At 37.7% G+C, this 24,735-nt stretch carries 19 protein-coding genes and 1 riboswitch; of the genes, 8 read left to right on the forward strand and 11 right to left on the reverse strand.

Annotated elements, in window-relative coordinates; translation table 11 throughout:
• Positions 1-181: hypothetical protein (locus tag ACFIJL_RS07280; protein WP_375623870.1), on the forward strand; the 181-nt coding region annotated here is incomplete at its 5' end.
• Between the two features lie 365 nt (positions 182-546).
• Entirely contained in the window at positions 547-690 is a 144-nt protein-coding gene (locus ACFIJL_RS07285) for a hypothetical protein (protein WP_375623872.1), read from the forward strand.
• Between the two features lies 1 nt (position 691).
• Here the strand turns inward: ACFIJL_RS07285 and ACFIJL_RS07290 are convergent, their stop codons facing one another.
• The 3 genes from ACFIJL_RS07290 to ACFIJL_RS07300 are packed head-to-tail and all read right to left on the reverse strand — an operon-like array spanning position 692 to position 3,467.
• A complete protein-coding gene (locus ACFIJL_RS07290; RefSeq protein ID WP_375623874.1) occupies positions 692-1,663 on the reverse strand; it encodes a WD40 repeat domain-containing protein in 972 nt (323 codons plus the stop codon).
• Between the two features lie 10 nt (positions 1,664-1,673).
• Positions 1,674-2,702 (reverse strand): CobW family GTP-binding protein, encoded by a 1,029-nt coding sequence (locus ACFIJL_RS07295; protein WP_375623876.1) that lies wholly within the window; start codon positions 2,700-2,702, stop codon positions 1,674-1,676.
• A 21-nt stretch (positions 2,703-2,723) separates the two neighbouring features.
• Complete coding sequence (locus ACFIJL_RS07300) at positions 2,724-3,467, reverse strand: creatininase family protein (protein WP_375623878.1); 744 nt, start codon at positions 3,465-3,467, stop codon at positions 2,724-2,726.
• A 2,253-nt stretch (positions 3,468-5,720) separates the two neighbouring features.
• Between ACFIJL_RS07300 and ACFIJL_RS07305 the strand changes: the two genes are divergently transcribed.
• On the forward strand, positions 5,721-5,912 hold the full coding sequence (locus tag ACFIJL_RS07305; protein WP_375623880.1) for a hypothetical protein: 192 nt from the start codon (positions 5,721-5,723) through the stop codon (positions 5,910-5,912).
• 953 nt (positions 5,913-6,865) lie between these two features.
• Here the strand turns inward: ACFIJL_RS07305 and ACFIJL_RS07310 are convergent.
• Positions 6,866-8,200, reverse strand: a complete 1,335-nt coding sequence (locus ACFIJL_RS07310) for an NAD(P)H-dependent oxidoreductase (RefSeq protein WP_375623882.1) — start codon at positions 8,198-8,200, stop codon at positions 6,866-6,868.
• Positions 8,201-8,362: 162 nt separating this feature from the next.
• Here ACFIJL_RS07310 and ACFIJL_RS07315 point away from each other — a divergent pair, with 162 nt between their 5' ends.
• Entirely contained in the window at positions 8,363-8,842 is a 480-nt protein-coding gene (locus ACFIJL_RS07315; protein WP_375623884.1) for a MaoC family dehydratase, read from the forward strand.
• 442 nt (positions 8,843-9,284) lie between these two features.
• Here the strand turns inward: ACFIJL_RS07315 and ACFIJL_RS07320 are convergent, their stop codons facing one another.
• The 3 genes from ACFIJL_RS07320 to ACFIJL_RS07330 are packed head-to-tail and all read right to left on the reverse strand — an operon-like array spanning position 9,285 to position 11,838.
• Entirely contained in the window at positions 9,285-9,944 is a 660-nt protein-coding gene (locus tag ACFIJL_RS07320) for a methionine ABC transporter permease (RefSeq protein ID WP_375623886.1), read from the reverse strand.
• Complete coding sequence (locus tag ACFIJL_RS07325) at positions 9,937-10,971, reverse strand: methionine ABC transporter ATP-binding protein (RefSeq protein ID WP_273791471.1); 1,035 nt, start codon at positions 10,969-10,971, stop codon at positions 9,937-9,939. The genes ACFIJL_RS07320 and ACFIJL_RS07325 overlap by 8 nt, the downstream gene beginning before the upstream one ends.
• Positions 10,972-11,019: 48 nt before the next feature.
• Positions 11,020-11,838, reverse strand: coding sequence for a MetQ/NlpA family ABC transporter substrate-binding protein (locus ACFIJL_RS07330; protein WP_375623889.1), 819 nt, complete (start codon positions 11,836-11,838; stop codon positions 11,020-11,022).
• A 499-nt stretch (positions 11,839-12,337) separates the two neighbouring features.
• Between ACFIJL_RS07330 and ACFIJL_RS07335 the strand changes: the two genes are divergently transcribed.
• A complete protein-coding gene (locus tag ACFIJL_RS07335) occupies positions 12,338-12,976 on the forward strand; it encodes an SH3 domain-containing protein (RefSeq protein ID WP_375623891.1) in 639 nt (212 codons plus the stop codon).
• A gap of 319 nt (positions 12,977-13,295) precedes the next feature.
• Here the strand turns inward: ACFIJL_RS07335 and ACFIJL_RS07340 are convergent, their stop codons facing one another.
• The 3 genes from ACFIJL_RS07340 to ACFIJL_RS07350 all read right to left on the reverse strand — a co-directional run bounded on the left by ACFIJL_RS07340 (position 13,296) and on the right by ACFIJL_RS07350 (position 16,425).
• Positions 13,296-14,327 (reverse strand): aspartate-semialdehyde dehydrogenase, encoded by a 1,032-nt coding sequence (locus tag ACFIJL_RS07340; RefSeq protein WP_375623893.1) that lies wholly within the window; start codon positions 14,325-14,327, stop codon positions 13,296-13,298.
• A 1,215-nt stretch (positions 14,328-15,542) separates the two neighbouring features.
• Entirely contained in the window at positions 15,543-15,749 is a 207-nt protein-coding gene (locus tag ACFIJL_RS07345; RefSeq protein WP_273791466.1) for a Trm112 family protein, read from the reverse strand.
• Positions 15,750-15,762: 13 nt separating this feature from the next.
• Positions 15,763-16,425 carry an LON peptidase substrate-binding domain-containing protein gene (locus tag ACFIJL_RS07350; protein WP_375610818.1) on the reverse strand — a complete coding sequence of 221 codons (663 nt, stop codon included), beginning with the start codon at positions 16,423-16,425 and terminating at the stop codon, positions 15,763-15,765.
• Between the two features lie 443 nt (positions 16,426-16,868).
• Positions 16,869-16,966: riboswitch (glycine riboswitch) on the forward strand.
• A 136-nt stretch (positions 16,967-17,102) separates the two neighbouring features.
• Here ACFIJL_RS07350 and gcvT point away from each other — a divergent pair.
• Genes gcvT through gcvP form a run of 3 tightly spaced genes read left to right on the forward strand, consistent with a single transcriptional unit; the run spans position 17,103 to position 21,391 of the window.
• A complete protein-coding gene (gcvT, locus tag ACFIJL_RS07355; RefSeq protein ID WP_375623896.1) occupies positions 17,103-18,215 on the forward strand; it encodes a glycine cleavage system aminomethyltransferase GcvT in 1,113 nt (370 codons plus the stop codon).
• Positions 18,216-18,221: 6 nt separating this feature from the next.
• Positions 18,222-18,590 (forward strand): glycine cleavage system protein GcvH, encoded by a 369-nt coding sequence (gcvH, locus tag ACFIJL_RS07360; protein WP_375616693.1) that lies wholly within the window; start codon positions 18,222-18,224, stop codon positions 18,588-18,590.
• Positions 18,591-18,595: 5 nt separating this feature from the next.
• Positions 18,596-21,391, forward strand: a complete 2,796-nt coding sequence (gcvP, locus tag ACFIJL_RS07365; protein ID WP_375623915.1) for an aminomethyl-transferring glycine dehydrogenase — start codon at positions 18,596-18,598, stop codon at positions 21,389-21,391.
• Between the two features lie 1,644 nt (positions 21,392-23,035).
• Here gcvP and alr read toward each other — a convergent pair.
• Positions 23,036-24,151, reverse strand: coding sequence for an alanine racemase (alr, locus tag ACFIJL_RS07370; protein ID WP_375623899.1), 1,116 nt, complete (start codon positions 24,149-24,151; stop codon positions 23,036-23,038).
• Between the last annotated feature and the right edge of the window lie 584 nt (positions 24,152-24,735).

Here is a 24,735-nt window from a genome sequence, read left to right on the forward strand (position 1 = left end):
ATCAGTAGAATCTTCAACTGGAACAAACGGTGCAGGCATAGGTTGCACAAAAGAATGGTCCTCTGGAACAGTTGGTACAGAAGGACGTACAGGTTCAACAGGCGCAGAAGGAGTGGGGACAGAATCTGGAGATGAAGGAGATACCGGAACAGAAGACGGTGATAGAAACTCTATGAAATGATTATTAGATGGAATTTTCTAGGAAAAAAACTGCAGTTTAGAAGGCTGCTAGTAGGCAACCTTGCTCTTTAGAGAGGGAAATCAAAAAAAATTTTATTTAGGAAAATAGTGTTGAATTCCATTCTTCTGATCGTAGGAATAAATCGTTGTTTTAATGATGATATCAGCTATTTTTTGCCGAATTTTTAAGAAAAATGCTTTTGTGGAAGTATGTAGCCTATATAGATGTTTATAGGGAGTGGGGTTTTCGGTCTTAGGGGTGATGTTTTTATTCTTGTATGGGGGTAGCAATGTTAAAAGGTCAAAAAACATGTCTAAGGTATTTTCTTGTCTAAAGGGGGGAAGGAAAGGAAAAGGGAAGATTTAATGATTACGAAGATTTTAGGAGACTTTGGGGGGGAGATTAGGGAGATAGGATTTCTGAGAGCTCTAGAGATGCAAGGGGATAAGATTTCTGGAGGATTGTGTGGGCATTCTTTATCGGCGATGATTGCGCTTTTGGGTGCTTAATTTAATCAGTGATCTTGATTATACCACATTCACCATTTTCGCTACCGAAGGAGAGGTTTTGCCCTGCTTGATCCCAGTTAAGTGCTGAGATAGCGCTTTTCCCATAACCTTTTAGAAGGACTTCTTTTCCATCATGAAAATGTGCCGCTAAAATCATTCCATCATTGAAGCCTATTGCTACAATTTCTTTGTTTGGGTGGCATGAAACGGTGCTAACAAGCGCATTTGCTCGTGTGCCTAGTTCTAGAGGTGTTTTTCCCATGGGGCCGTCTTTTGTATGAAAGGGCCAAACAATTGCGGCAGAGGCACCTGATGTTGCTAGCCATTTTCCTTTTGCGCTCCAAGACCAGCTTTTGACTTTGCTTGGGTAGCCACTCATCCGTAAATGTTGATTATCAGTGAGACGCCAACCGTGTAAAGCGTTTTCTTGCATCGTAGAAATGACATAGCGGTTGTCTGGTGAAAAGGTGACGCCACAATGAGCTCCTTTCCATACCAATGTGGTGGGAGATACTTGCGTTGATAACCAATGAAGAGTGACTCCATTGTAATGGGCAACGGCAAGTCGTAAACCCTTTGGGGCAAAAGCGAGGCCTTCTACACTACGTTCATGTGTGAGCTCTTGTTGTTCTTTTCCAACATGCGCAAATGCGAAACGTGAGGAGGAAAAAGCAAAAGCTTTTTGTGGACCAAAAGCAACGTTGTTTATCCATTTGCGTTCTTTTTGGCTTAACACTTCTGTATAATCCGCTGCCGTTGTTTGACAGACTTTTCCATCTTCTCCACCGGTGATGATCGCGGTATTGTCATGGGAAAAATGGCTTGAAATTATTCCTTGGTGAACTTCAACGATTTGTGGGGCTGGATTTAAAAAAACAATGAAACCTTCTACGGAAACAAAAGCTGGTTTATTGCCTATAAAACCGCAAGAAAGGCAGTAACTTTGGAGATCATAATGGGTAATGTTTGGCATTATCACTCACTTATGCGCAATTTTCAAAACCAGTTTTTAATTTTTCAGCATCAAGAGAGCGTCCTATAAAAACAAGGCGGCTTTCTCGTTTTTCATCTTCACGCCATGGGCGTTGATGTTGTCCCTCAAGAAGCATATGTATCCCTTGAATAACGTAACGATCATCGTCTCCTTGAAAGGCGATAATGCCTTTAAGACGTAAGATATCTGGTCCTTGTTGCTGTGTAATCTGCTGGATCCAAGGGAAAAATTTTTCTGGGTGCAGAGGACCTGTTTTTAAACTTACAGAAGTGATGGTAATATCATGAATGGTGGATGCGTGATGATGGTCATGATGACAATCGGGACCGCACACATGGTTGGCATGTTGGTGTGTATGTTGGTGATCGAGAAAATGAGGTTCATGATCGAGAGTCCGTTGGAGATCAAAAAAACCACGATTGAGAAGTGTCTCAAGAGGGATATTGGTGCGCTGTGTTGTATAGAGTATAGCGCGAGGATTAATGGCCAGAATAAGGGATTCAGCATGGCTGCGTTCTTGTTGGGTGACAAGATCAATCTTATTTAAAAGAATAATATCCGCGAAGGCAATTTGGTCTTCAGCTTCACGACTTGTTTTTAATTGAGAGGGAAAATGCTTTGCATCAACGACCGCTATGACACTGTCGAGAGCTGTTTTTGCATGGACAGTATCATCCATGAAAAAGGTCTGTGCTACGGGAACGGGATCAGCAAGCCCTGTCGTTTCTATAATGATCGCATCAAATCGATGAGAACGTTGCATCAGACTTTCCAGAATGCGAATGAGATCCCCACGCACGGTGCAGCAAACACAGCCATTATTCATTTCATAAATTTCTTCGTCGGATTCAATGATAAGGTCATTATCAATACCGATTTCACCAAATTCATTGACAATGACGGCATAACGTTTGCCATGATTTTCACTGAGAATACGGTTGAGAAGGGTGGTTTTTCCAGCACCAAGATAGCCTGTGAGAACCGTAACGGGAAGTTTTGGGAGAGGTGTCGTTTCCATGGAGAGACCTTTTATTATTCTTTATTGCCATGTGTCTATGTTAAATCGATTGATATCATCAAGTAAATCACGAAGCTGAGACAGAACATGAGAAAAGATTGCTTCACCGGCTTGTGGTGTTGCTTTGCTTGCGTTTCCTGCCGCCCCTTGCGTATTTAGATCTTTCATTGTCCAACCAAAGGCATGAGGACCATAAGCGCGTAAATACCGATAATTGGCAATCATATCCGCTTGTTTATTATGAAAATTTTTTGCCTTTTCCATATGGACTTTTTCTGGTGCTAAATAGAGCATGAGAGAGGTTTCGATAAAACCTCCATGGATATCAAGATGTTGTTGAGACGGTTCCATGAGACCTTGTGGTAAACCAAAACGGCTCCAGCTTGTTGCTACAGCGAGCATGGAAAGGCGCCTTCGTAATTCGGTGATAACGATGCTCATTAAAGGTGAATTGCCTCCGTGAGCATTAAGAAGAAGAAGACGGTTGATCCCTTTGTGATAGCAGTTTTCACCAATCTTTATCCATCGCTTAATCGCATCAGAAAAGGTAAGGGTTTGTGTGCCTGTAACATCCATATGTTCTATAGAATAGCCAATCTTTTCAACCGGTAAAAGTGCGATAGGGAATTGTTCTTTTGTTTGTAAAGTGAGGGCTTTTGCAAAAGCTTCAGCTATAATCCAGTCGGTTTCGAAAGGAAGGTGCTCTCCGTGATATTCATGTGCGCCCAAAGGTAAAAGAGCGAGAAAAGGTGTGTTAGATACCATAAATTACGGCCCAAAAGAAGAGTCAACAGAAACAAAGTGATCGAAGGTGCTGTCACTATTTAATCTATCTATAAGAGAAACGCAAATAGTCGTATTTTTACATCCCATATGCATGCATAAAACATATGGATGCATAAAAATGAGAGCTTTGTTAAAAATAGAGAAGCTTTTATTGAGCAAAGCCAACGCAATTTTTTCTGTAATTATGGGGCAACCTTTCTCAAGATAGTTATCTTTGGTAAGTCTTTTTGATGCGTATTCTCATTTTTAATCAGTAAATATTCAGACAGATTAAATACTGCACATCATGGAATGAAAAATAATTTTTTATCGTTTCTTGAAAACACATTTTTTCTGTAAGCTGCATATTCTTCTTTCTGTTATGGAGCGAGGATAACTAAATTATTTCTATTATTGCGATAGTACAGAATTTGGTTGTAATCAGGAGTTCTAAATTCTTAATTCAAGTATCTGTATATTACAAAAGCATAAAAATATTTGTTGATTAATTTTACTTTGGATAGAGTATTAACAGATTGTTCATGAGAAAAAATGAATATAAAGAGAAGAATTCACGTAAGATGAACCTGCAATCTCAAAGAACTTGGTGAGTTTATAAGATGATTCAATAAGAAACACCGTTGGATACATGATAAACAGAACGCCATTGTGTTGCACATTGACACTCTTGTTTTAAAGAAACATTTCTCAAGGTATCCAAACCTATTTTGCGACGCTATTCATGAATGGTACAACGATAAAGCCTTATAATATAAAATCTATTGTATTCCACCATCTTTACACTTTTAAAGTAAAAAGGAACACCATCATTCACTTTGCCAGTTTTCAATACTGTGTTAACAGCGCTTGATAGTTAAAATACCTCATAGGTGATATTTTCTTTCTTCAAGTGTGTTTATACACACATCTATCTCGGTTGTGATTTGCAAGTGAAGAATTTTGATTGATTCAATATAAACAGAGTTAAAATTAAGAGAGTTTTATAATCGTTAGCTTTCTCATTCAACATGCAAAACAATAAATTATTATTATAAATCAGTATCTTGCGATTGAAGTGATCGGTTGATGAATTTATCATTCAAGATCAATTTTCATGGTGTTATTTTTTCAATGTGTTTACTTAAGTTGGTATTTTAAAAATGCAATTTTTAGTAAGTTTCTCTATTACTTTTCTTTCAAGAATTTGATCAATTTATTATTATTTATTTGGCACAAATTGAAGATAGTTATGTGAATATTGCTGAAATTTCTTTCAAAGAGAATTATTTGTTATTAATACAGAGTAAATATAATTAATCAAAATATAAATATGGCTGTAATCTACAATATTGACGGAAAATATGGAATAACTTTTATGAAAATTAAGAAAGAAAGTTGTTTTTCAGTATTTGGGGGATCATCTCATTTTTTATGGCTCTCTTTTTATCTGGTTTTAGGTAGTTTGTTGGAGCTCTAGTATTGCTTATAATTTTTTGTAAATCTGATAGATTTACTTATTTTATGCGTTTGTTTTATTAGGTTTGAAAGTCAATATTTTGCGTTCTTTATGCTGTATGGGATAAAGGGGGCTGAATTGCCTCTTTGAAGATGCTATGCGATATTTTTTCTTTATATATCAGTAAAAATTGAGAATCATTTTATTAATATCTTTTCCATTTGAAAATAGAGATCTTAATTGCTTTTTTACACTTTATAGCTGTTTTATAGAAAAGTAGTATACTATTTTAATGTTGTTTTATTAGGATAGATTTATTTTAGATCGAGGTTTTTATTTGCTACCAATTTTATTTTTCAAGCTTATTGATGAGTGACATAATAAAAGCTTCACTAAGCAATATTCCATTTTTGTGTTGATTGAAATAATGTATAAGTATTATTATTATAGCGAAAGTTTTTAATGATATAGTTATTTAAAATTTAATTGCATAAAATATATATTATATAACTTATTCAAATAAATTTGTTTTTAATATTTGTTATAATGAGAAATTTGATAAATTCTTATTATTTTGAATCATGGAAATAAAAATGATAAAATATTACTGTTAGTATCTTGAGTTATTATAGTGTAAAAGTAATAGATTATTTTATTATTTATTGTTTTTGTGTATTTACATTTAATACAAAGTGTATTATATATAATTTTATAAATATTAAATTTAAGTTTTTGGTTTTATATATTTTAATATTTCTTCATTTTTTCAGTGAAGAAAAAGAGGAGAAAAGAAAGATATGTTTAAAAATCGTGTATGTTCGTTTACTTTTACACTATTTATTCTCTTTTTTGTACAAACTGTAGAGGGAAATGCAAGTTTTGTAAATAATAAATTACAAGAGAGAATGGCAATTACTATTTCTACATTAGAAAAAAATGTATCTATTAAAACTTTAGATATAGCAGTTATTCAAGATGTTGAGGAATAAGATGGTATTGCTTTGGGGAAAACTGAAAAAGCTGCTACCTTTTCAGGTTCAGCCTTTGGGGGGGGAGGTATTTTATCACTTCTTGCTTCTTTATGTATTGGGGAATGTATTAGGTGCTGTTTTATCTCTTTGGGGAATATTCGTTATACTTTAGTAGAAAGATCATCGATAAAGCCGATGAATTCATTATGTTGAAAAAAATAAATACTTGAAATCATTTATACTGTATTTTATAATAAAATAACTATTATTAATAATAAATGTAGCTTTTATTAACAGTATTAAAGTTGAAGGTTCTACATTTATGTTTTTTTTACAAAGTAGTGTAACCTGATTTTTTACACTTTATAGTTATTATCCTAGTAACAAGGCTAATATACTCACTTTCTTTATCAGCCTTTTAATATTTGTCTACCTTTTCTCATATGAAGATTATTCATCAAAGGTATATTTTATCCTTTTTAATTTTTTTATCTTTCATAAGAGGATAAAATAAAAAATGTCCCTGTATTTATGGCTCTCATGCAAAAAGTAAAATGATAAATATAATTTATTATTTCAAATTTTTTTATGTTAAATCCATCAAAAGTATTTTTTACGTATAACAAGTTGTGTTTGTGTATGGACAAAATTATTAAAGAAAAAAGAGTAAAAACTTTTCTCATGAATCATCTCAAGTGCGATGCGCTGTCGTAATATTGGTAAATAAAATGATAGTGCCGATTTTGTATCTTTATAGAGTAAGGTCGTGATACACAGTGAACCTTATGCCATCTCATGGGGTGGTTTATATTGTTGCATTTACGGGCCATATTGTGAGAGGGAAGTGGTGATGTGCGTCGTTGGAAAATGCTTTTATTAAAACATAAACCTGTATTTGCGATACAAGTGTATTTTGGATTGTTCTGTTGCGTAAGGGAAGGATACTGTTAAGTAAGGTAATTCAGGAGTGTTTATAGCTTAGCCGAAGAAGGGCAATGAAGTAAAAGGTCTTGTTTAGCACGAAGACGTGCAATCCATTGATCTTCACGAATAGCAGTATTATGCACTGTAATGAGTTCATTTTTTTTAATTGCAGCTGTTACTGTTGCTTTTTCTAAAAGACCACAAGGAATGGCGTGGTGAGCGCGTGCTTCTGCAATGTTCATTATCCAAGCACGATAAGTATAAAGACCGATAAAGTCTAGCTGATCACCTGGGTGTAAATCTTTTTTAGCAACAGCACAGACTTCTACTACGGGATGGCTAAGAGGAACCATATCTTTTTTGCCATAAAGCATAATACGTGCGCAGGTGAGGGGAACTTCCATTGCTGTTAAATGATAGGGGCGATGAAAGGTGAAGTAAGGCCCCTGACCAATTTTTAAATCTTCCATACGCTCGCGTAAACGTGGGTGTGCTATTTCGGCAATAACAAAGACACCAGGTGAAACACCTGGACCTGTTGAATAATCTACAACACCATATTGCTGCAAAATGCCCCCATCTTGTTTTGGAATAAGCACTTTGTTTAAATCTTGCAGTGCCGCTTGTGGTCCATGCATTCCCGGACAATCGGGGAGAAGTCCGGTGGCATTGGCAATTGCTGCCATTTCAACCATCGTTTTGGAACCATCAATAAATTCGACCAACATGCGCACATTCATATTACGCCGGAATGCTTCTTCTTCGTAAGCATCAGGTGTAGCATCAAAGAGTAGAGGATTATTTTTTCCTTTACCTGCTGCAACAATCTTATGTCCAAGGGCTGAAACAAATTCTATGAGTTCCATACAAGAAGTAGGTTCATCGCCGGCACCAAGTGTATAAATGAGCCCTCGTTTTTCTGCTTCATGTTTGAGATAAGCGCCAATTGTAACATCTGCTTCAACATTCATCATGACAAGATGTTTGTTATTCTCAAGCGCTTTGATACCAATTTCTGCTCCTGCTTCGGGATAGCCTGTTGCATCAACGATAATATCAATTTGTTCATGGCGCAAAACAAGGTTAATATCATCTGTTGCTGCAATCAAACCCTTTTCAATGCTTTGCGTGAGAGCATGAGCATTTTCAACTTCGCTGACATGTCCATCTTCGCCATAGGCGAGTGTAGCGGCATCAAAAATACGTGACGGTGTCCTCGTGGCGACTGCGGCGACTGTTATACCATCCATATGCGCAATACTTGATAATAAATCTGTACCCATTTCACCACAACCAATCAGTCCAATACGGATGGGGGGATGCTTTTCTGCACGTTGTTTCAAATCATGCGCTAAACCTGTTAGGTTCACATTGCTTGCCATTCTTTTTTCCCATTTGAAAACTATTCTGCTAAAAGAGTTTTCTTATTCATAAGGTGCATTTGTTTTTAAGACAATTAATCTTTTATTCTTGATGCTCTAATCAATGGATTTTATAAAAGCAAGAGGGGTGGTTGTTTTTATCAAATAAATAGGAATAGCGTTATGCAGCAAAAAATAGCAATACAAGATGTTACCAGTTTTATTGGGAAAGAAGTGGGATTATCGGGATGGCGTCTTGTTACACAGGATATGATTAATCAGTTTGCATGCGCTACAGATGATCATCAATGGATACACGTTGATGAGGAAAAGGCTAAACAGACACCTTTTGGTGGCACGATTGCTCATGGTTTTTTAACATTATCGCTTTTATCTACGCTTGCTTATGAGGCTCTTCCTGAGTTGGAAGGGACCACAATGGGGATTAATTATGGTTTCGATAAAGTACGCTTCATGAGTCCTGTAAAAACAGGGGTACGGATACGTGCACGTTTTGTGTTAGACGATGCAGAAATTCGCCCTTCTGGTCGCGTGGTTTTCCATTATGGGGTTAGTGTGGAAGTTGAAAAGTTAAAAAAACCAGCTCTTACAGCTCAATGGCTTATTGTTGCTGTTGTGGAAGAAAAACCTTCCAATATCTAGATTAGTTGAGTGCTTTATTTTATAAAATTTTATACAACTCTATTAGAAGTTTCTTCAATAATAATATTGAGAATAATCTATAGGATGATAGATATGGTGGAGCTATCATAGCGTTGATAGCCAGAGCAGGTTGCTATGCCTCTTAGATCATTTCGACAGTTTGTTGCTATGCTGAGAGCAGGTCGTGGTCAACATATTAATTGATCATTGCTATATTGGGAGAGAAGCTCGAATATTGCAAGATTTCTTATTTCATGTCCTTTTATATTGAATCCATTAAAACTATTTGCTTGCCTTTTATAAAACAGGGCTTATGGGGATAAAACTGTTTAAGAAAAAAGAAAAAGTGCTTGGCTTTTATGTGCGCTCGATAGCCAAGGAGTGTTGCATTTGGGAAGGGGAAAAGAAGATAATGGTACTGGCATGTGAAATGCTGATTTTTTCAACATTTTGTTTTATCAAGTTTTTGTACGATTTTATCAGAAGTCCATTGGGTTATAATATTGAGCATGATCAAAAGGAGGATAACAATGGTCATGATGAAGGTATTATAGCGTTGGTAGCCATAGCGGATTGCCATATCCCCTAAACCGCCTCCACCAAGATATCCAGCAAGTGAGGTGGCTCCTATCAGAGAAATGACCATGACTGTAAAACCTGTAATCAGGCTAGGGAGAGCTTCAGGAATAAGAACATGTCTGATAATTTGAAGACGACTTGCACCCATAGAGCGGATCGCTTCAATAAGACCGTTTTCAACGGTTTTAAAAGAGAGTTCTGCCATGCGTGCATAAAAAGGGATAGCTGAAATGGTCAGTATAAAAATTACAGCAGGCATTCCTATCCCTCTTCCTACAACGATACGTGTTATGGGCAGAAGATAAAATGCAAGAATGATAAAGGGAATAGCACGAATACTGTCAATGATCATACTTAAAGGGCGATTGATGAGAGATGAGGAAAAAATCCCCCCGCGTGCTGTTGTGTGAAGAAGAAGACCAAGGGGAAGCCCTATAATAAATGCCATAACAGAAGCACTAAGTGTCATCAATATTGTATCAATAACAGCTTGGGGAAGTTCATGAGACAGAACATTAAACATAGCCTAAGACCTCACAATATCGTCCTTTTTTTGTTAACCATTGAACAGCTTTTTCTAAAGCTTCTTTATCTTCTCCAGGAAGAGCCAAGAAGAGTCTCCCGATGGTTTCATCTTGAACTGTATCAATGCCACCATGCAAAATACGTGCTTTTAAACCACTCTCATTTTCTAGAAGATGAAGAAAAGGCTGCTGGGCAATTTCACCGGCAATATTAATTTCAATGACAGCTTCTCGTCCGATTGGTTTGAGATTTTTCGCAAATTTTTCAGGAAGTTGCGGGGTGACAAGCTTGAGCATGGCGATGGTTGTATCGTCTTGCGGTGATGTAAAGATGTCTTTCACACGTCCTTCTTCTACAATGTTTCCCTGATTAAGAACAACAACGCGATGCGCTATGGTGCGCACAACTTCCATTTCATGGGTGATGAGCACAATCGTGAGATTGAGGTGTTTATTAATATCAGCAAGGAGCTCTAGAATAGATTGTGTTGTTTCAGGGTCAAGAGCAGAGGTGGCTTCATCTGATAACAATATTTTAGGATTAGCAGCAAGAGCGCGTGCAATGCCAACGCGTTGTTTTTGTCCCCCGGACAATTGTGCTGGATAGCAATATTCTTTCCCAGATAACCCAACCAATTCAATCAGTTCAAGGGCACGTTTGTGGCGTTGTTTTTTACTTACACCACTTAATTTAAGTGGCAATGCAATGTTATCAAGAATATTCTGCGATGAGAGAAGATTGAAATGTTGAAAAATCATCCCAATTCGTTGACGGTAAGGCGCCCATTCTATCTCTGATAGATTAGAAATATCAACACCTTCAAAAAAAATGGACCCTGCATCAATCTTCTCTAACCCATTTAAACAGCGAATAAGTGTTGATTTTCCTGCTCCACTGCGCCCAATAATGCCAAGGATTTCACCAGCATGGATATTTAAAGAGAGATTATTAATTACCGGAATACCAGCCGTTTTGTTAAAACAACGGCTGATGTTTTTTAAGGAGATAAGAGTAGGTTTTTCCATTCACAATTACTCGGATATTTGGCACAGTTACTCAGATATTTGGCACAATTACCAAGATGTTTGGGCGGTATTGCCAAAAATCTCTTTGATTTTTGCACGGATAAGATCGTTGTTGTAAGCGGCAACTAATTTTTTAACCCATGGCTCATCTTTTTCGCTCGTGCGTACAACGATGATATTATCATAAGGATTATTTTTTGCGCTCTCCCATGCGACTACATCTTTTTCGAAGTTTAATCCGGAAACAATAGCCCAGTTTGTGTTTATAATTGCAAGGTCAAAATCGTCAATAGCTCGTCCTAACATACCGGCATCGAGCTCACGAATTTGCAGGTTTTTAGGATTTTCGATAATATCAAGTGGAGATGCAAGAATATTATGAGGATCTTTTAACTTAATGAGACCTAAAGAATTAAGAAGAAGTAAGGCTCTTCCACCATTAGATGGGTCGTTCGGAATACCAACATGTGCACCATCACGAAGATCTTTTAAGTCTTTTATTTTGTGTGAATAAACACCGATTGGAGCAATAAATGTATAGCCGACAATTGAAAGTTTATAGCCACGTTGTTTCATTTGTTCATTAAGATAAGGGGCGTGCTGAAAAGCATTCGCATCGATCTCTCCTGCGTTAACAGCGTCATTAGGCAAAGCGTAATCAGAAAAATAAACGAGTTCAATATCTAAACCGTCTTTTTTAGCCTGTTCAGCAGCAGTTTTCCAAATAATCGCATCCCGCCCTTCCATAATACCAAGTTTAATTTTTGTTTTGTCTGCGGCCATGGAAAAAGCAGTAGACAAAAAAAGTGCAAAGAGAGAGAAGAATAATCCTATAATCCGACTACGAGAAAAATTTTTTAATGTCATGTACTTTTAACTTTCTTTGTCTAGGAGATTTTTTGAGGAAAGTTTCAATATGCTCTGTATTTTTTTAGGCAGATTTAAAGTTATACAAGCTTTAGAGAATATTCAATCACTTTTATTTTTAAAAGAGTATTATTTTTCTTTCTATTTTTAGTAGTTTTGGGGGCTTATCATCATTCATTCTCAGAAACTCAGGCAATCAATTCTTCTATTGCAATCATTTGTTTAGGGAACCAATGACACTTAAAAAACTTCTTTAAGGGACGATTGGTTGAAGAACCGGACAATCAGATGATGCTTTAGCCGTAAATTCATGAAGAATATACTGCGCAATCAAGATCAAAAGCTCGTGTTCGTGTAGTGGGAATAAAGAGAGATTTTGTTGCACTGTTATAGGGGCTTTTTGGGGGGAATAAAGGTGATGATCATTGGATTTAAACGCGGCAAATTTTTGTAAAGGCGAAATTTTGCCCTTCACATGTTTTAGAGAGGAAGAAAAATAATGTTAAGAAAGAAATTTTTATCAACAACAATGATTTTATGGGCTTTGGGAGCGTCAGAGGTGGCTGTGACTGCTTTTCACGCGGAAGCTGGAACCATTACAGGAACAGTTGCTCGTGTTGCATCAGGTCAGCTATCTTTACGCACAGGTCCTGCGACAGCTTATAAAGTTATCACAATGGTTCCAATGGGAGCAAAAGTGCAAATTTATGGCTGCCTATCCAATAAAGCTTGGTGTTCCCTTGGTTATCACGGAAAAGTTGGTTGGGCATCTGCACGTTACGTCAATGTTAACGATGTTCCTACCATTGCTTTTAAAAAGATGCCTGTAAAATCAAACTTCATGGTAAAATCGCCAAAAGAAAAAGTAAAACAGGCTGTTTCTGACTTTAAAGCTCTTCCGGCGATGCAAAAAACACGGAAAAATATGCAAAAACTATACAGAACAGATGTGATTATCGATTCTACAGGTGTCAAAAAAAGGGATGAACGAACAATTTTAAATCCATCGCCAAAAGCACAAGGCGTTTCTGTAAAGCACGTGAGTGCTTATAATCCCTCCTTTCCTGATAATGTCAATTACAAAAATTTTGAACGGAATGAAACACGTTACCGTGTTGTGACCTATCCTGCTCGATAAGGGTAAAGTTAATTTCACAACCGGAATGACAAAAAGGATCAGCAGCATGAAGCAGAAAATGCTTTATGCTGTTGATCTTGCTGTTCCGTAAAGCGGGATCAAGGTGGTCATTGGTGCAAACTCCTTCAAAAATGCGATTGTGTTCATATCGGTGTAGAGAGATTTTCCTTTTTTAAGGGAGAGAGAGCTAAGAATATTCAGGGTAGAATTTGCCAACGCTTCGAAATAATACCCTTTCAAGATGGTGTTAGATGGAAGATATTAAAAAGCCGGACTTTTAACAAACCGGCTAGGGCTCTTTGTCCTTTCGGACAAGGCGTTAATTTGCCGACTTAGGCTTTATCAAATTACGAGAAATGAGCAATTCAGCAATTTGAACGGCATTCAATGCTGCTCCTTTTCTTAAATTATCGGCGACAACCCAGAAAGCTAAACCATTTTCAACGGTGATATCTTCACGAACACGACTAATAAAGGTATCATCTTCTCCGGTACCTTCATAAGGTGTGGTATAACCACCATCTTCGTGTTTATCGATAAGCTGACAGCCTGGTGCATCGCGTAGGAGCGCTTGTGCTTCAGATGCGCTTAGTGGTTTTTCAAATTCAACATGAACAGCTTCGGCATGACCGATAAAGACAGGGACCCGAACAGCAGTGGCCGTTAATTTAATTTTTGGATCGAGAATTTTCTTCGTCTCGACCGTCATTTTCCATTCTTCTTTTGTGTAACCATCTTCCATAAAAACATCGATATGAGGAATGACATTAAAGGCAATGCGTTTAGTGAATTTTTTTGATGTAATTGGGTCAGCAACAAAAACTGCGCGTGATTGTTCGAAAAGTTCGTCCATCCCTGCTTTACCAGCTCCAGAAACCGATTGATATGTAGAGACAACAACACGTTTAATGATTGCAGCATCATGGAGAGGTTTTAAAGCTAAGACCAGTTGAATTGTTGAACAATTAGGATTTGCTATAATATTACGCTTAGAAAAGGCATTTATAGCTTCGCCATTAACTTCAGGGACGATCAACGGAACATTGGCATCATAGCGCCATGTGGAGGAATTATCGATGACGACACAGCCAGCAGCAGCGATTTTAGGGGCGTATTCTTTGGAAATGCTCCCTCCTGCAGACATAAGACAAAAATCTGTGTCAGAAAAATCATAAGTATCTAGTGCTTTTACTTTTAAAGTTTTATCTCCATAAGAAACTTCTTGTCCTAATGAACGTCGTGATGCTAGAGGGACAATTTCATGGGCAGGAAAACCTCGTTCTTCTAAAATTGTAAGCATTTCACGACCAACATTTCCGGTTGCGCCGACAATTGCAACTTTAAAACTCATTTTCTATATACTCCTCATGTCTCTCCAAGTTTATTCCCCGTGCTATACTCAGGAGAGAGTGAGTTGGTCAAGGAACATCATTAAATTATATTTTTGATTTTCAACAACTCAATTTTATGCACACCAATCATCATCGTTAGTACAATAAATTGTTTTATTTCAAATGATACGTCTTTTTTAATCTTTCAGAATTGAAAAAATTGAATATTTTACGCTAAACTATTATCTCTTTAGAAAACACTTTAATTAAGTGAATTTCTTATCTTCTGTCAATTGTTTACCTTCTCACTTTTGAATTTTTTGAGGATGGTATTACCTATCGCGTTCGTGGAATCTTTTAATACTTTATCTATTAATTGTTGAATTATTTAATTTTCTCCCTATGCCTTTAAAAGCGAAGCTTCCTATTACAGTCTGTAAACAACTAGATTCTAGCGGCTTCCCATTTTTCACTTAAACTAAAGGCTTAACAAGCAAGCTTAAAAAATATTTTAAAAGATATTGGGTATCTAAAAAACATTTGAATGTTTTAAGGAGGTATGCGTGCTTCATGCCCTCATATCTTACATGATAGAATTTATGGCACAACAGAATAAACTTAAGTAATCCATTATATAGATAAATTCTTATGAAAGTTATATATATTTTTTTTCGTGTCTATTTTTTACTTTAATTCTATTATGCTATAAAATATCAGTATTTGGAGTATGGTGGTATAAGATCTTTAAGCTTTTTCGATATATTTAAGTGTTTTTTAGTGTGTGGGAATATTTTTAGGCTTGTTTGGAAAGCCTTTTGTTTAAGTGAGTTATATGAGTGGAAAGCCGTTGGATACTCACATATTTACGTTTAATAAAAGAGCAAGTGAGCACCATTATACATTTTTCCAGCACACAATGTCGTTACAGCTTTTGGTATGTGAGACGATTCAATAAGAGGTATGCCTTTTTGTACATTTTTACTCACATGCCAACTTTGCTTGTAATGTGCAAACAAGAGATTTTGATTGATTCAATATAGAACACGTTTAAAATGAGAGAATCTGATGATATTTTTGGCTTTTATTACAAGATGTAAAGCGATACAAATATCTTTTAAATCAGTGTATTGCTATATTGTAAAACTCTTTTTTTCAGAAATCGTAAATATTGAGATATCATATTGATAGAGGATTGATAACAGTGGGCTTGTAGAGGGAAATTGCATGAGGATTTTTTATTTTTTATGCGTTATTTCTTCATTGTTTTGCAAAGGGCGCGCTTCTGAGGCAAGCATAATGGGAACGCCATCACGAATAGGGTAGGCAAGTTTGGCTTTGAGAGAAATGAGCTCTTGTGTTTTTCGGTTGAAAGAGAGCGTGCCTTTCGTCATTGGGCAGACGAGCAATTCGAGCATTTTGGGATCTGTGGTCATTTTTTTCATGTTTGGACATTCATTAGTTTAAGCGGTAATCTGTTCCTGTTTGTTTCATGAGCGAGCGTTCTGTTAATGCAAGAAGAGTTTGGGCACGGCTTTCGATATCTGGAGCTTCAAGGAGAGCTTGTTTTTCTGCTGGTGTAAAGGGGATAAGAGCTGAAAAAGCATTAACCAATATAGGTGTAGGGGCTTCTATGATGCTGCTCCAATTATATTCCATTTCATGTATGGTTAGATATTTTTCTACAACGTCGAGTAAGTTCTCTCGGTTAATGCTTTCTTCAATATCAAATTCTTGCAAGTCTTTTATGTTTGATTGGATGAGAGCTGTTCGATAGGATTTTGTGTTTTTCAATTCTTGTTCTAAAGTGAAGCGGCAAACACCTTGTAAGATAATGAACAGTTGTCCGTTTCCTGTTTCACTGTAGTTTGTAATGCGCCCTATACAGCCTGTTTTATAAAGTTGTGTAGAGAAGCGATCTGTATCCGATGAAAGTGGTTGAATAATGCCCAATAGACGATCAGTTACCATAACATTTTCAATCATTTCAAGTGATTCTGGTTCAAAAATATTGAGTGATAAAAAACCACCGGGTAGTAAGAGTGCACCTTCTAAAGGAAAAAGAGCAATTTGCTTAGGAAGATCATTTTCGCAATTGTAAGAGATATTACCAGCTTTCATGAGTATTTTGTCACCTTTGTTCGGTAGTTTTAGTCTGTAGATAGTCGCAATTTATAACATTATTGAGAAAGCAGAAAACCCACTTCTTGTGCATTAAAATCATACTTATAAAATACTTGAAGTCCTTATTCTCAAAAAGAATATGAAACCCTATCTTTAAGGTTGAACTGCGCGAGAAAGAATATTGCTTTGCGATCTTTTTAGTGTGTGACGTTTTGCATGATTTTCAAGAGGTATTTTTTTATGGCTTTTGATTTTTGTCTTAATTTTCCTAAAATGTGTTCCTTGCAATTTTTTAAGGTTCAAAAAGATACTATTATAAATCTTTTGAAGCTGCTTATGCAAGTTTTAAAATGAGAACATTTTCATCACTTTACTAATGACAGTGTGATAAAGATAGGCTATAGGTTTAAATATGCTGGAAAGAGCGTTATCGTTTCTTTCATTCTTTTGCGGGAGAGTGCAAATTGCAAATTTTCGCATTGCCGCCGAAGGGGAAATAGCCCATAATCTCTCAGGCTTTAAGGACCGTAAAAGGAAGAAGGCAGATCTGGAAAGTCGGGAAAACCCGCGCCGAAGGTGTAAGCGAAAGATCTTTTCGCGAGTCTCTCAGGTTGATGACAGAGGGGGCAGAGACGACCATATTTTGTGGGCGTTAGCGCAGCTTTGGAGTTACTATGGGCACAGCACAAGAAACATCTTTTTTAAAAACACTTCCTTTATATGATTTGCATGAAAAAGCAGGAGCAAAATTTGGTGCTTTTGCGGGTTGGAACATGCCTTTAACTTATCCTCTTGGCGTTTTAAAAGAGCATCTTCATACGCGTGCGCATGCAGGACTTTTTGATATTTCTCATATGAAATTGATTGCGGTTGAAGGGGCACAAGCTGTGGAATTTTTGTCCTATGCTTTTCCTATTGATGCCGCAGCTTTAAAGATTGGGCATTCACGGTATAATTATTTGCTTAATGAGCAGGCTGGTATTCTTGATGATCTTATCATTACCCGTTTGGAAGAGGGCCGTTTTATGTTGGTTGCCAATGCTGGGAATGCACAGGCTGATTTTGTAGAATTGGAAAAGCGTGCTGTTGATTTTGAATGTCAAGTGATTGCCCTTGAAAGGGTATTGCTTGCTCTTCAAGGTCCTGAAGCGGCAGCTGTTCTTGCTGATGCCGATTTACCAGGGAATGAATTGTTCTTTATGCAAGGATTCGAACCACAACAGGATTGGTTTATAACGCGTTCTGGTTATACGGGAGAGGATGGTTTTGAAATTGCTTTGCCTATAGGGCATGCGCATATGTTGGCTGAAAAATTGCTGAGTGATTCTCGGGTTGAGTGGATTGGACTGGCCGCACGAGATAGCTTGCGGTTGGAAGCGGGGCTGTGTTTGCATGGAAATGATATTACTCCTAATACGACACCTATTGATGCGGCTTTAACATGGGCTGTTCCTAAAAGTGTTCGAGAAAAAGCACAATTTTATGGTGCGAAAGCTTTTCTTGAAGCACTGCAAAAAGGACCTGCTCGTTGTCGTGTTGGATTAAAACCGCAAACGCGCCAACCTATTCGTGCTGGTGCGGTGCTTCTTGATGACCAAGGTAATGAGATTGGCGTTGTAACATCAGGTGGTTTTGGTCCTTCTTTTGATGGTCCTGTCGCGATGGGTTATGTTCCTGTTGATTTTAAAGTTGAAGGGACACAAGTCTTTACAGAACTGCGAGGCAAAAAGATTGTATTATCAGTTCATTCACTTCCCTTTGTTGAACAACGTTATTTTAAAGGATGATTTTTTATGTCTAAAACTTATTTTACACAAGACCATGAATGGCTTAGCGTTGAAGGACAAGTGGTGACTGTTGGGGTTACGCATTATGCGCAAGAGCAATTAGGGGATTTGGTTTTTGTTGATTTACCACAAAGTGGGACAAAACTCTCCAAAGGAGAGGCAGCGGCTGTTGTGGAATCAGTGAAGGCGGCTTCAGATGTTTATGCTCCTCTTGATGGTGAAGTGGTCGAAATAAATGAAGCCTTGGCTGATAATCCTGAACTGGTAAACCAGAAACCCGAAACAGAAGGCTGGTTATGGAAAATGACATTGCAGGATGAGACACAACTGGAGGGGTTGTTAGATAAAGATGCTTATAAGGCTTTGATTGGATGAGTACCATGATCGAGCGTTCTTTTTCTTCTCGACATATTGGGCTGCGTCCTGATGAAACACAAAAAATGCTTGATGTTTTAGAGCTTGATTGTGTTGAGACACTCATTTCTCAAGCTGTTCCACACTCTATCCATTTGGGACGTTCATTGAATCTTCCAGAGGCTGCTAGTGAAGGACAAGCCTTGGAAGAACTCTCCAAGATGATGGAGCGTAACCATGTGCACAAAAGTTTTATTGGGCAAGGATATCATGGAACTTATGTGCCTCCGGTTATTTTACGAAATCTGTTTGAAAATCCTGCTTGGTATACTGCTTATACGCCTTATCAAGCAGAAATTAGCCAGGGTCGTTTAGAGCTTTTGTTTTATTTTCAGACATTGGTTAGTGAACTAACAGGTTTGCCTGTTTCTGCTGCTTCCCTTCTTGATGAAGCAACTGCTTTAGCTGAAGCCAATGCCCTTGCTTTTCGCTTTTTCCGTGAGAAAAAAACAAAAATTTCTCTTCAGAGTCTTTTACATCCTCAGACTTTGAGTGTTGCGCAAACGCGTGCTGAAACACAAGGGATTCAGATTAGCCAAAATGGCGAAATTGATTCTGATACAGCGGCAATTGTTTTATCTTGGCCAGATACAAAAGGCTCTTTTCATGATTACAGTGAGATCATAAAAGAGGCAAAGGAAAAGGGAGCTTTCGTTATCGTTGTGGCTGATCCTTTAGCGCTTACCCTTCAGGAGCCACCGGCTCAATGGGGGGCAGATATCGTTGTTGGCTCTATGCAGCGTTATGGCGTTCCGATGGGATTTGGTGGTCCACATGCTGGTTACCTTGCTGTGAGTGATGCATTAACGCGTCTTATTCCAGGGCGTATTGTTGGTCAATCCGTGGATACGAGAGGGCGTGTTGGTTTTCGTTTAGCTTTGCAAACACGCGAACAACATATTCGGCGCGATAAAGCGACGTCAAATATTTGTACAGCGCAGGCTTTGTTGGCTAATATGGCAACCGCTTATGCTGTTTGGCATGGGCCAAAAGGCTTACAAGAAATTGCGCAGCGAATTCATCATTTAACATGTCGTTTTGTTGCTGGTTTAGAAGCAGCAGGGGTTCATGTTGAAGGGAAAAGCTTTTTTGATTGTGTGAGTATTTCTGTTAAGGGAAAAGCGCAAGAAATTGCGCATCAAGCCAAAATAGGTGGGCGCCTTATTCGTGTTCTCGATGATGACACTATTGCAATCAATTTTGATGAATTGTCGACAGAAGAAGATGCTGGTGCTTTAGCGCAGCTTTTTGGGGCACAATTAGGCGATCAGGTTTCTCCACGACTCTTTGGAAAAAAACGGGATGCTGCTTTTCTTTCTCAGCCTTTTTTTCATGCGGTTCATTCAGAGACAGATATGATGCGCTTTTTGCGTCGTTTGGCGGATAAGGATTTGGCACTGGACCGTGCTATGATCCCTCTTGGTTCTTGTACAATGAAGCTTAATGCCGCGGCTGAATTGATGCCTGTAAGCTGGGCGAGCATGGCCAATATACACCCCTTTGTTTCACAAGAGGATGCAGCGGGTTATTTGGAGATGATCAACCAGTTAAATGCGTGGTTGTGTGAAATTACAGGATTTGCACAAGTTTCTTTTCAGCCAAATTCTGGTGCTCAAGGGGAATATGCTGGGCTTTTGGCTATCCGACGATATTACCAATCACGAGGAGAACATCAACGTACAGTTTGTCTTATTCCTGCATCTGCGCATGGTACCAATCCAGCTTCGGCCCATATGGCAGGGATGGAAGTCGTTGTGGTAAAATGTTTAAGCGATGGTGATGTTGATGTAGACGATCTCAAGATGAAAGCGCAATTGCATAAAGATAAATTGGCTGCTTTTATGATTACTTATCCTTCAACCCATGGTGTTTACGAGGAAAGCATTAAGGAAATTTGTTCTATTATTCATGAAAATGGCGGACAAGTTTATTTTGATGGTGCTAATCTCAATGCCCTTGTGGGGCTTGCTCGTCCTGCGGATATTGGCGCTGATGTTTGTCATATGAATCTTCATAAAACATTTGCTATTCCTCATGGTGGTGGTGGTCCTGGTATGGGACCAATTGGAGTTGCTGCGCATCTCAAACCATTCGTACCAGGTCATGAACAAGATGGGACAACGCATGCGGTTTCGGCTGCTCCTTATGGAAGTGCGTCTATTCTTGCGATTACATGGATGTATATTCGAATGATGGGGGCTGATGGCTTAAAATATGCAACACAAATAGCCATTTTAAATGCCAATTATATTGCTGCACGTCTTTCAGCCGCTTATTCCATTCTTTATCGGGGCAAGCATGGACGTGTTGCGCACGAATGTATTGTGGATACACGCGTGTTGAAAGAGCAGTATGGGGTGAGTGTTGATGATATTGCAAAACGTCTCATTGATTATGGATTCCATGCGCCCACGATGTCGTTTCCGGTTCCGGGAACTTTGATGATTGAGCCAACGGAATCAGAACCAAAAGCAGAGATTGATCGGTTTTGTGATGCTTTACTCTCTATTGCTGAAGAAGCCAAAAAAGTTGGGAATGGGGTTTGGCCAAAAGACAATAATCCATTGGTGAATGCCCCTCATACAGTGGCAGATACTTTAGATGATGCTTGGGTGCGACCCTATTCGCGACAAGAAGCTGCTTTTCCCAACAGTTCTCTTGATCCAGCTAATAAATATTGGCCTCCTGTATCGCGTATTGATAATGTCGCGGGAGACAGAATGCTCATTTGTTCGTGCCCGCCATTGGGAAACACCTATTAAATAAAAAATATATATTTAATTTGTTTATTTGCATGAACGAAAAAAGCCCACACATTTTGTGTGGGTTTTATGTTTATTGATCATGTTGCTATGGTGTTATTTGTCTATTTTCTAGAACTTTGCATTGTTTTTTTATAACATGAGAAAAATCGAAAAAGTCGACAAAAAAGCTGTGTTTTGTCGGCAATAGGCATGCTCTCCTTTGCTTTCTACCGTATGACATGGTTTTAGTGACTAGGCGGCATTGGTCTAGCCAGCTAATTCATATAAACGAGAGCGAAACCTACGGGGGATAGGTCACGTCTGTTGCATGTGTTGTGATATACTCCTTCTCACTAGGGTGACGACAACCGGTTGTAGAAAGAATAAAATCAATTTTAGTGTTTTTGATGATAAAGACACGCGAAACTCTGTTGTTGCATCTTTTCGAGTCAAGAATTGTCTAAATATTTCTCTTTAATCTGCTTTTTGTAAATATGACGCAAAAATATGTAAGAACACCTGTTAGAATGAGAAAACGCAAAGTCAAATGTATTATGGGTGTTTTTTACAAGGTGTCTTATAAAAAGCCAGCACATCTTTCCACTTCATTGTAGGTCAGTTTGTGACTTTACGGCACTGTTTTCCTAAGAGCCCGTGTGCTTTAGCTGTTGCCTGTAAATCAACATCCAAACTTAATGCAGCCACATGTTTTGAGTCAGAGATTGAGAAAAAAAGAGCTTTATGAGTCGTTCCAGCTTTTGTCTGTCAGATGAGGGCGAGGGGATTGCGTATTTCTGTTGACGTAATCTTTGAAACTGGAAGACAATCTCATTTTGGGAAAATGTAAAGCCGTAAAGGTAAAACTCAATCCTCAGTTTGACATCTCCTTTTAATTCAGCTTTACGGCTTTCAAAAGCATTTAAAGCAATGTTTTTTAAATAATGGGGATTACACATTGCTCCATATTTTTATTTATTGTGTTTTTTAGTGGGGGCACGACCCTCATGTGAAACAGAACGCTCCCAAAAGAATATTCTTGTGTTGTTAATTCACGTGTTTGTTTTAAAGAGACATTTCGCTCCCAATCCCATTTCGCGACGGCGCTTGTGAATGGTACAACGATAAATCTATTGAGAGCTCCCCAATCTTTATGCTCTATGAAGAAGGAAGTTGGCACTATCATACACTTTGCCAGTTCGTGGGTGCTGCTTACAGCCTTTGGTATTTGAGGCGGTTCATTAGAAGCATTATTCTTTTCTTAAATCATTTTTATCTACACATAGTCTAGGTTGTGGTATGCAAGCGAATGATTTTGATTGCTTCATTATATAAGGCTGAAATAAAAGAAGTTTACGATATTTAGTACTGTTATTCGATATGTCGAATTGCCAATTAACAGTTTGGCTTAATTGGGCTATTAATTTTAAAAAATTGGCAATATATTCTTTTTCGTTCATTTATGAAAGAAAGGCTAAGTTTTTGTATTTTGAGTGTAAGCCTCTTCTCTAAAACAATCCATCAATGTGTCTATTTTGAGATTTCTGTGAATGTACGGTGTCTATGATCATTCTATGCGATTGATTGTGGTAAAATCTTTCGTAAGAGCCTCCCTAAATTTCTAACATAATGATTTTTATTCAGTTTATTTCTTTAATAGTGTCTTTATGTGTAAATGTATTTATAGCGTGGTCCAAGAGACGTTAGAATTTCATTGGGAAGGGTGTTGGCATCTATAGATACTTTTTCAAGTGTTTGATGGGGGCCAATGAGTTCTACCCAGTCACCTGTTTGAGGTTTTTGATCAAGATCGGTCGTATCTACAATAATGGAATCCATAGAAACGCGTCCAACCATGGGCAGTTTGTGTCCATTGAAGTAAACTGCTCCTTTATTTGAAAGAGCACGGAGCCAGCCATCTGCATAGCCAATAGAAATGGTTGCAAGAGTACTTGGTCTGTTCGTTATAAAGCTTTCTCCATAACCAACAGGTGTGCCTACATCAACAACACGGTTTTGAAGAACTTGGGCTTCAAGTTTTAAAACAGGTTTTAGAAGGGATGTGTGTTTTTCTTGGGGGGCGACTCCGTAAAGTGCAATACCGGGGCGAACAAGATCAAAATAAAAATTTGATCCCAGAAAAATGCCTCCTGAATTGGCAAAGGAAGCTCTGCAGGTTGGCAATTGCGTAAGAGCAGTTTTGAAAGAAGTTAATTGGGCATAATTTGATGGGTGAGTATCATCTTCTCCGTTAGAAAGGTGACTAAGAATATATTTTATTTCTGCTTTTTCGAAAATTGTAGGGTGTTTGATGAGTTTTTGTAATTCTTTTTGATCCAGTCCTAATCGGTTCATATGGGTATCGATTTGAACAATTGCTGGAAATTTTTTATCTTTTTTTTGACAAATTTTTTGCCAATTTTCAATGGCATTCCAAGAGTTTAGAACAGGAACAATACCAGATTGTGCGACAAACTCTTCTGCTGAGTGTGGGAGTCCATTCAGAAGAGAAATCGTGACATTTGATGGTAAAGTGCTTTTTAATTGGAGTGCTTCTCTGATTTGGGCAACAAAAAAAGTGCGACAACCAGCTTGATAAAGGGCAGGAGCAATTTTGTGAGCTCCTAATCCATAAGCATTTGCTTTTACAACTGCTGAACATTGTGTTGGAGATACACGTTTGGCTAAAGTGATATAATTGGAAACAATGGCACTGACGTCGACGGTTGCTACAGCTGTATAGAGTGATGTATTTATTTCATCATTAACGTATTTGTTCATTTTAAAAGCTTATCTGTGTTCGTGAAATACGGAGTTTTCTTTGATTATTTCATTGAGGTTCTTTACGATATAGGGAAAGGCTCTATTTGCTATGGTCAAAGTCATAAGGAGCTCATGTTGGATTATGCACCATGAAAGTCATTTTGTTATGTAAAATGGTACTCTGGATATAAGAGATGTTTTAGTTTTATTTGTGTTGTTATCAATACGGTATCTTCTGATAATTTGTAAAACATAGATTTTTATTTTTTTACTTATTTTCCCTCGTTGAGGCATCTTAAAAAAGAAAGCATAAGTTATTGTATTGTATCATTTTGAAGAGTGCAATGTTAGACTGTTGTTGCTGGTGTGGTTGTTTTGATTAAATATTGCATTGGCTGCTTATGTAGAGAAGGTAAAATGATTAAATTAACCACGTTAAATCAATGTATTACAAGTTTTCTACCATGAGGGGAAAGGTCACTCATCTGTGCAATTTTGGATGTCGTCTCATGTACTTAAAATTATTTTTATTGAATGGAAAACAGTGTGTAAACACTTTTTGATACATTAAAAACTGTTGATTTAGAAAACTCGTTGATTTG

It is taken from the genome of Bartonella sp. TT119HLJHH (assembly GCF_042193385.1).
Classification (GTDB): Bacteria; Pseudomonadota; Alphaproteobacteria; order Rhizobiales; family Rhizobiaceae; genus Bartonella.

Coding starts and splice junctions, on each gene's coding strand:
- ACFIJL_RS07285 (WP_375623872.1), top strand. CDS start 547: ATGATTACGAAGATTTTAGGAGACTTTGGGGGGGAGATTAGGGAGATA.
- ACFIJL_RS07290 (WP_375623874.1), bottom strand. CDS start 1,663: ATGCCAAACATTACCCATTATGATCTCCAAAGTTACTGCCTTTCTTGC.
- ACFIJL_RS07295 (WP_375623876.1), bottom strand. CDS start 2,702: ATGGAAACGACACCTCTCCCAAAACTTCCCGTTACGGTTCTCACAGGC.
- ACFIJL_RS07300 (WP_375623878.1), bottom strand. CDS start 3,467: ATGGTATCTAACACACCTTTTCTCGCTCTTTTACCTTTGGGCGCACAT.
- ACFIJL_RS07305 (WP_375623880.1), top strand. CDS start 5,721: ATGTTTAAAAATCGTGTATGTTCGTTTACTTTTACACTATTTATTCTC.
- ACFIJL_RS07310 (WP_375623882.1), bottom strand. CDS start 8,200: ATGGCAAGCAATGTGAACCTAACAGGTTTAGCGCATGATTTGAAACAA.
- ACFIJL_RS07315 (WP_375623884.1), top strand. CDS start 8,363: ATGCAGCAAAAAATAGCAATACAAGATGTTACCAGTTTTATTGGGAAA.
- ACFIJL_RS07320 (WP_375623886.1), bottom strand. CDS start 9,944: ATGTTTAATGTTCTGTCTCATGAACTTCCCCAAGCTGTTATTGATACA.
- ACFIJL_RS07325 (WP_273791471.1), bottom strand. CDS start 10,971: ATGGAAAAACCTACTCTTATCTCCTTAAAAAACATCAGCCGTTGTTTT.
- ACFIJL_RS07330 (WP_375623889.1), bottom strand. CDS start 11,838: ATGACATTAAAAAATTTTTCTCGTAGTCGGATTATAGGATTATTCTTC.
- ACFIJL_RS07335 (WP_375623891.1), top strand. CDS start 12,338: ATGTTAAGAAAGAAATTTTTATCAACAACAATGATTTTATGGGCTTTG.
- ACFIJL_RS07340 (WP_375623893.1), bottom strand. CDS start 14,327: ATGAGTTTTAAAGTTGCAATTGTCGGCGCAACCGGAAATGTTGGTCGT.
- ACFIJL_RS07345 (WP_273791466.1), bottom strand. CDS start 15,749: ATGAAAAAAATGACCACAGATCCCAAAATGCTCGAATTGCTCGTCTGC.
- ACFIJL_RS07350 (WP_375610818.1), bottom strand. CDS start 16,425: ATGAAAGCTGGTAATATCTCTTACAATTGCGAAAATGATCTTCCTAAG.
- gcvT (WP_375623896.1), top strand. CDS start 17,103: ATGGGCACAGCACAAGAAACATCTTTTTTAAAAACACTTCCTTTATAT.
- gcvH (WP_375616693.1), top strand. CDS start 18,222: ATGTCTAAAACTTATTTTACACAAGACCATGAATGGCTTAGCGTTGAA.
- gcvP (WP_375623915.1), top strand. CDS start 18,596: ATGATCGAGCGTTCTTTTTCTTCTCGACATATTGGGCTGCGTCCTGAT.
- alr (WP_375623899.1), bottom strand. CDS start 24,151: ATGAACAAATACGTTAATGATGAAATAAATACATCACTCTATACAGCT.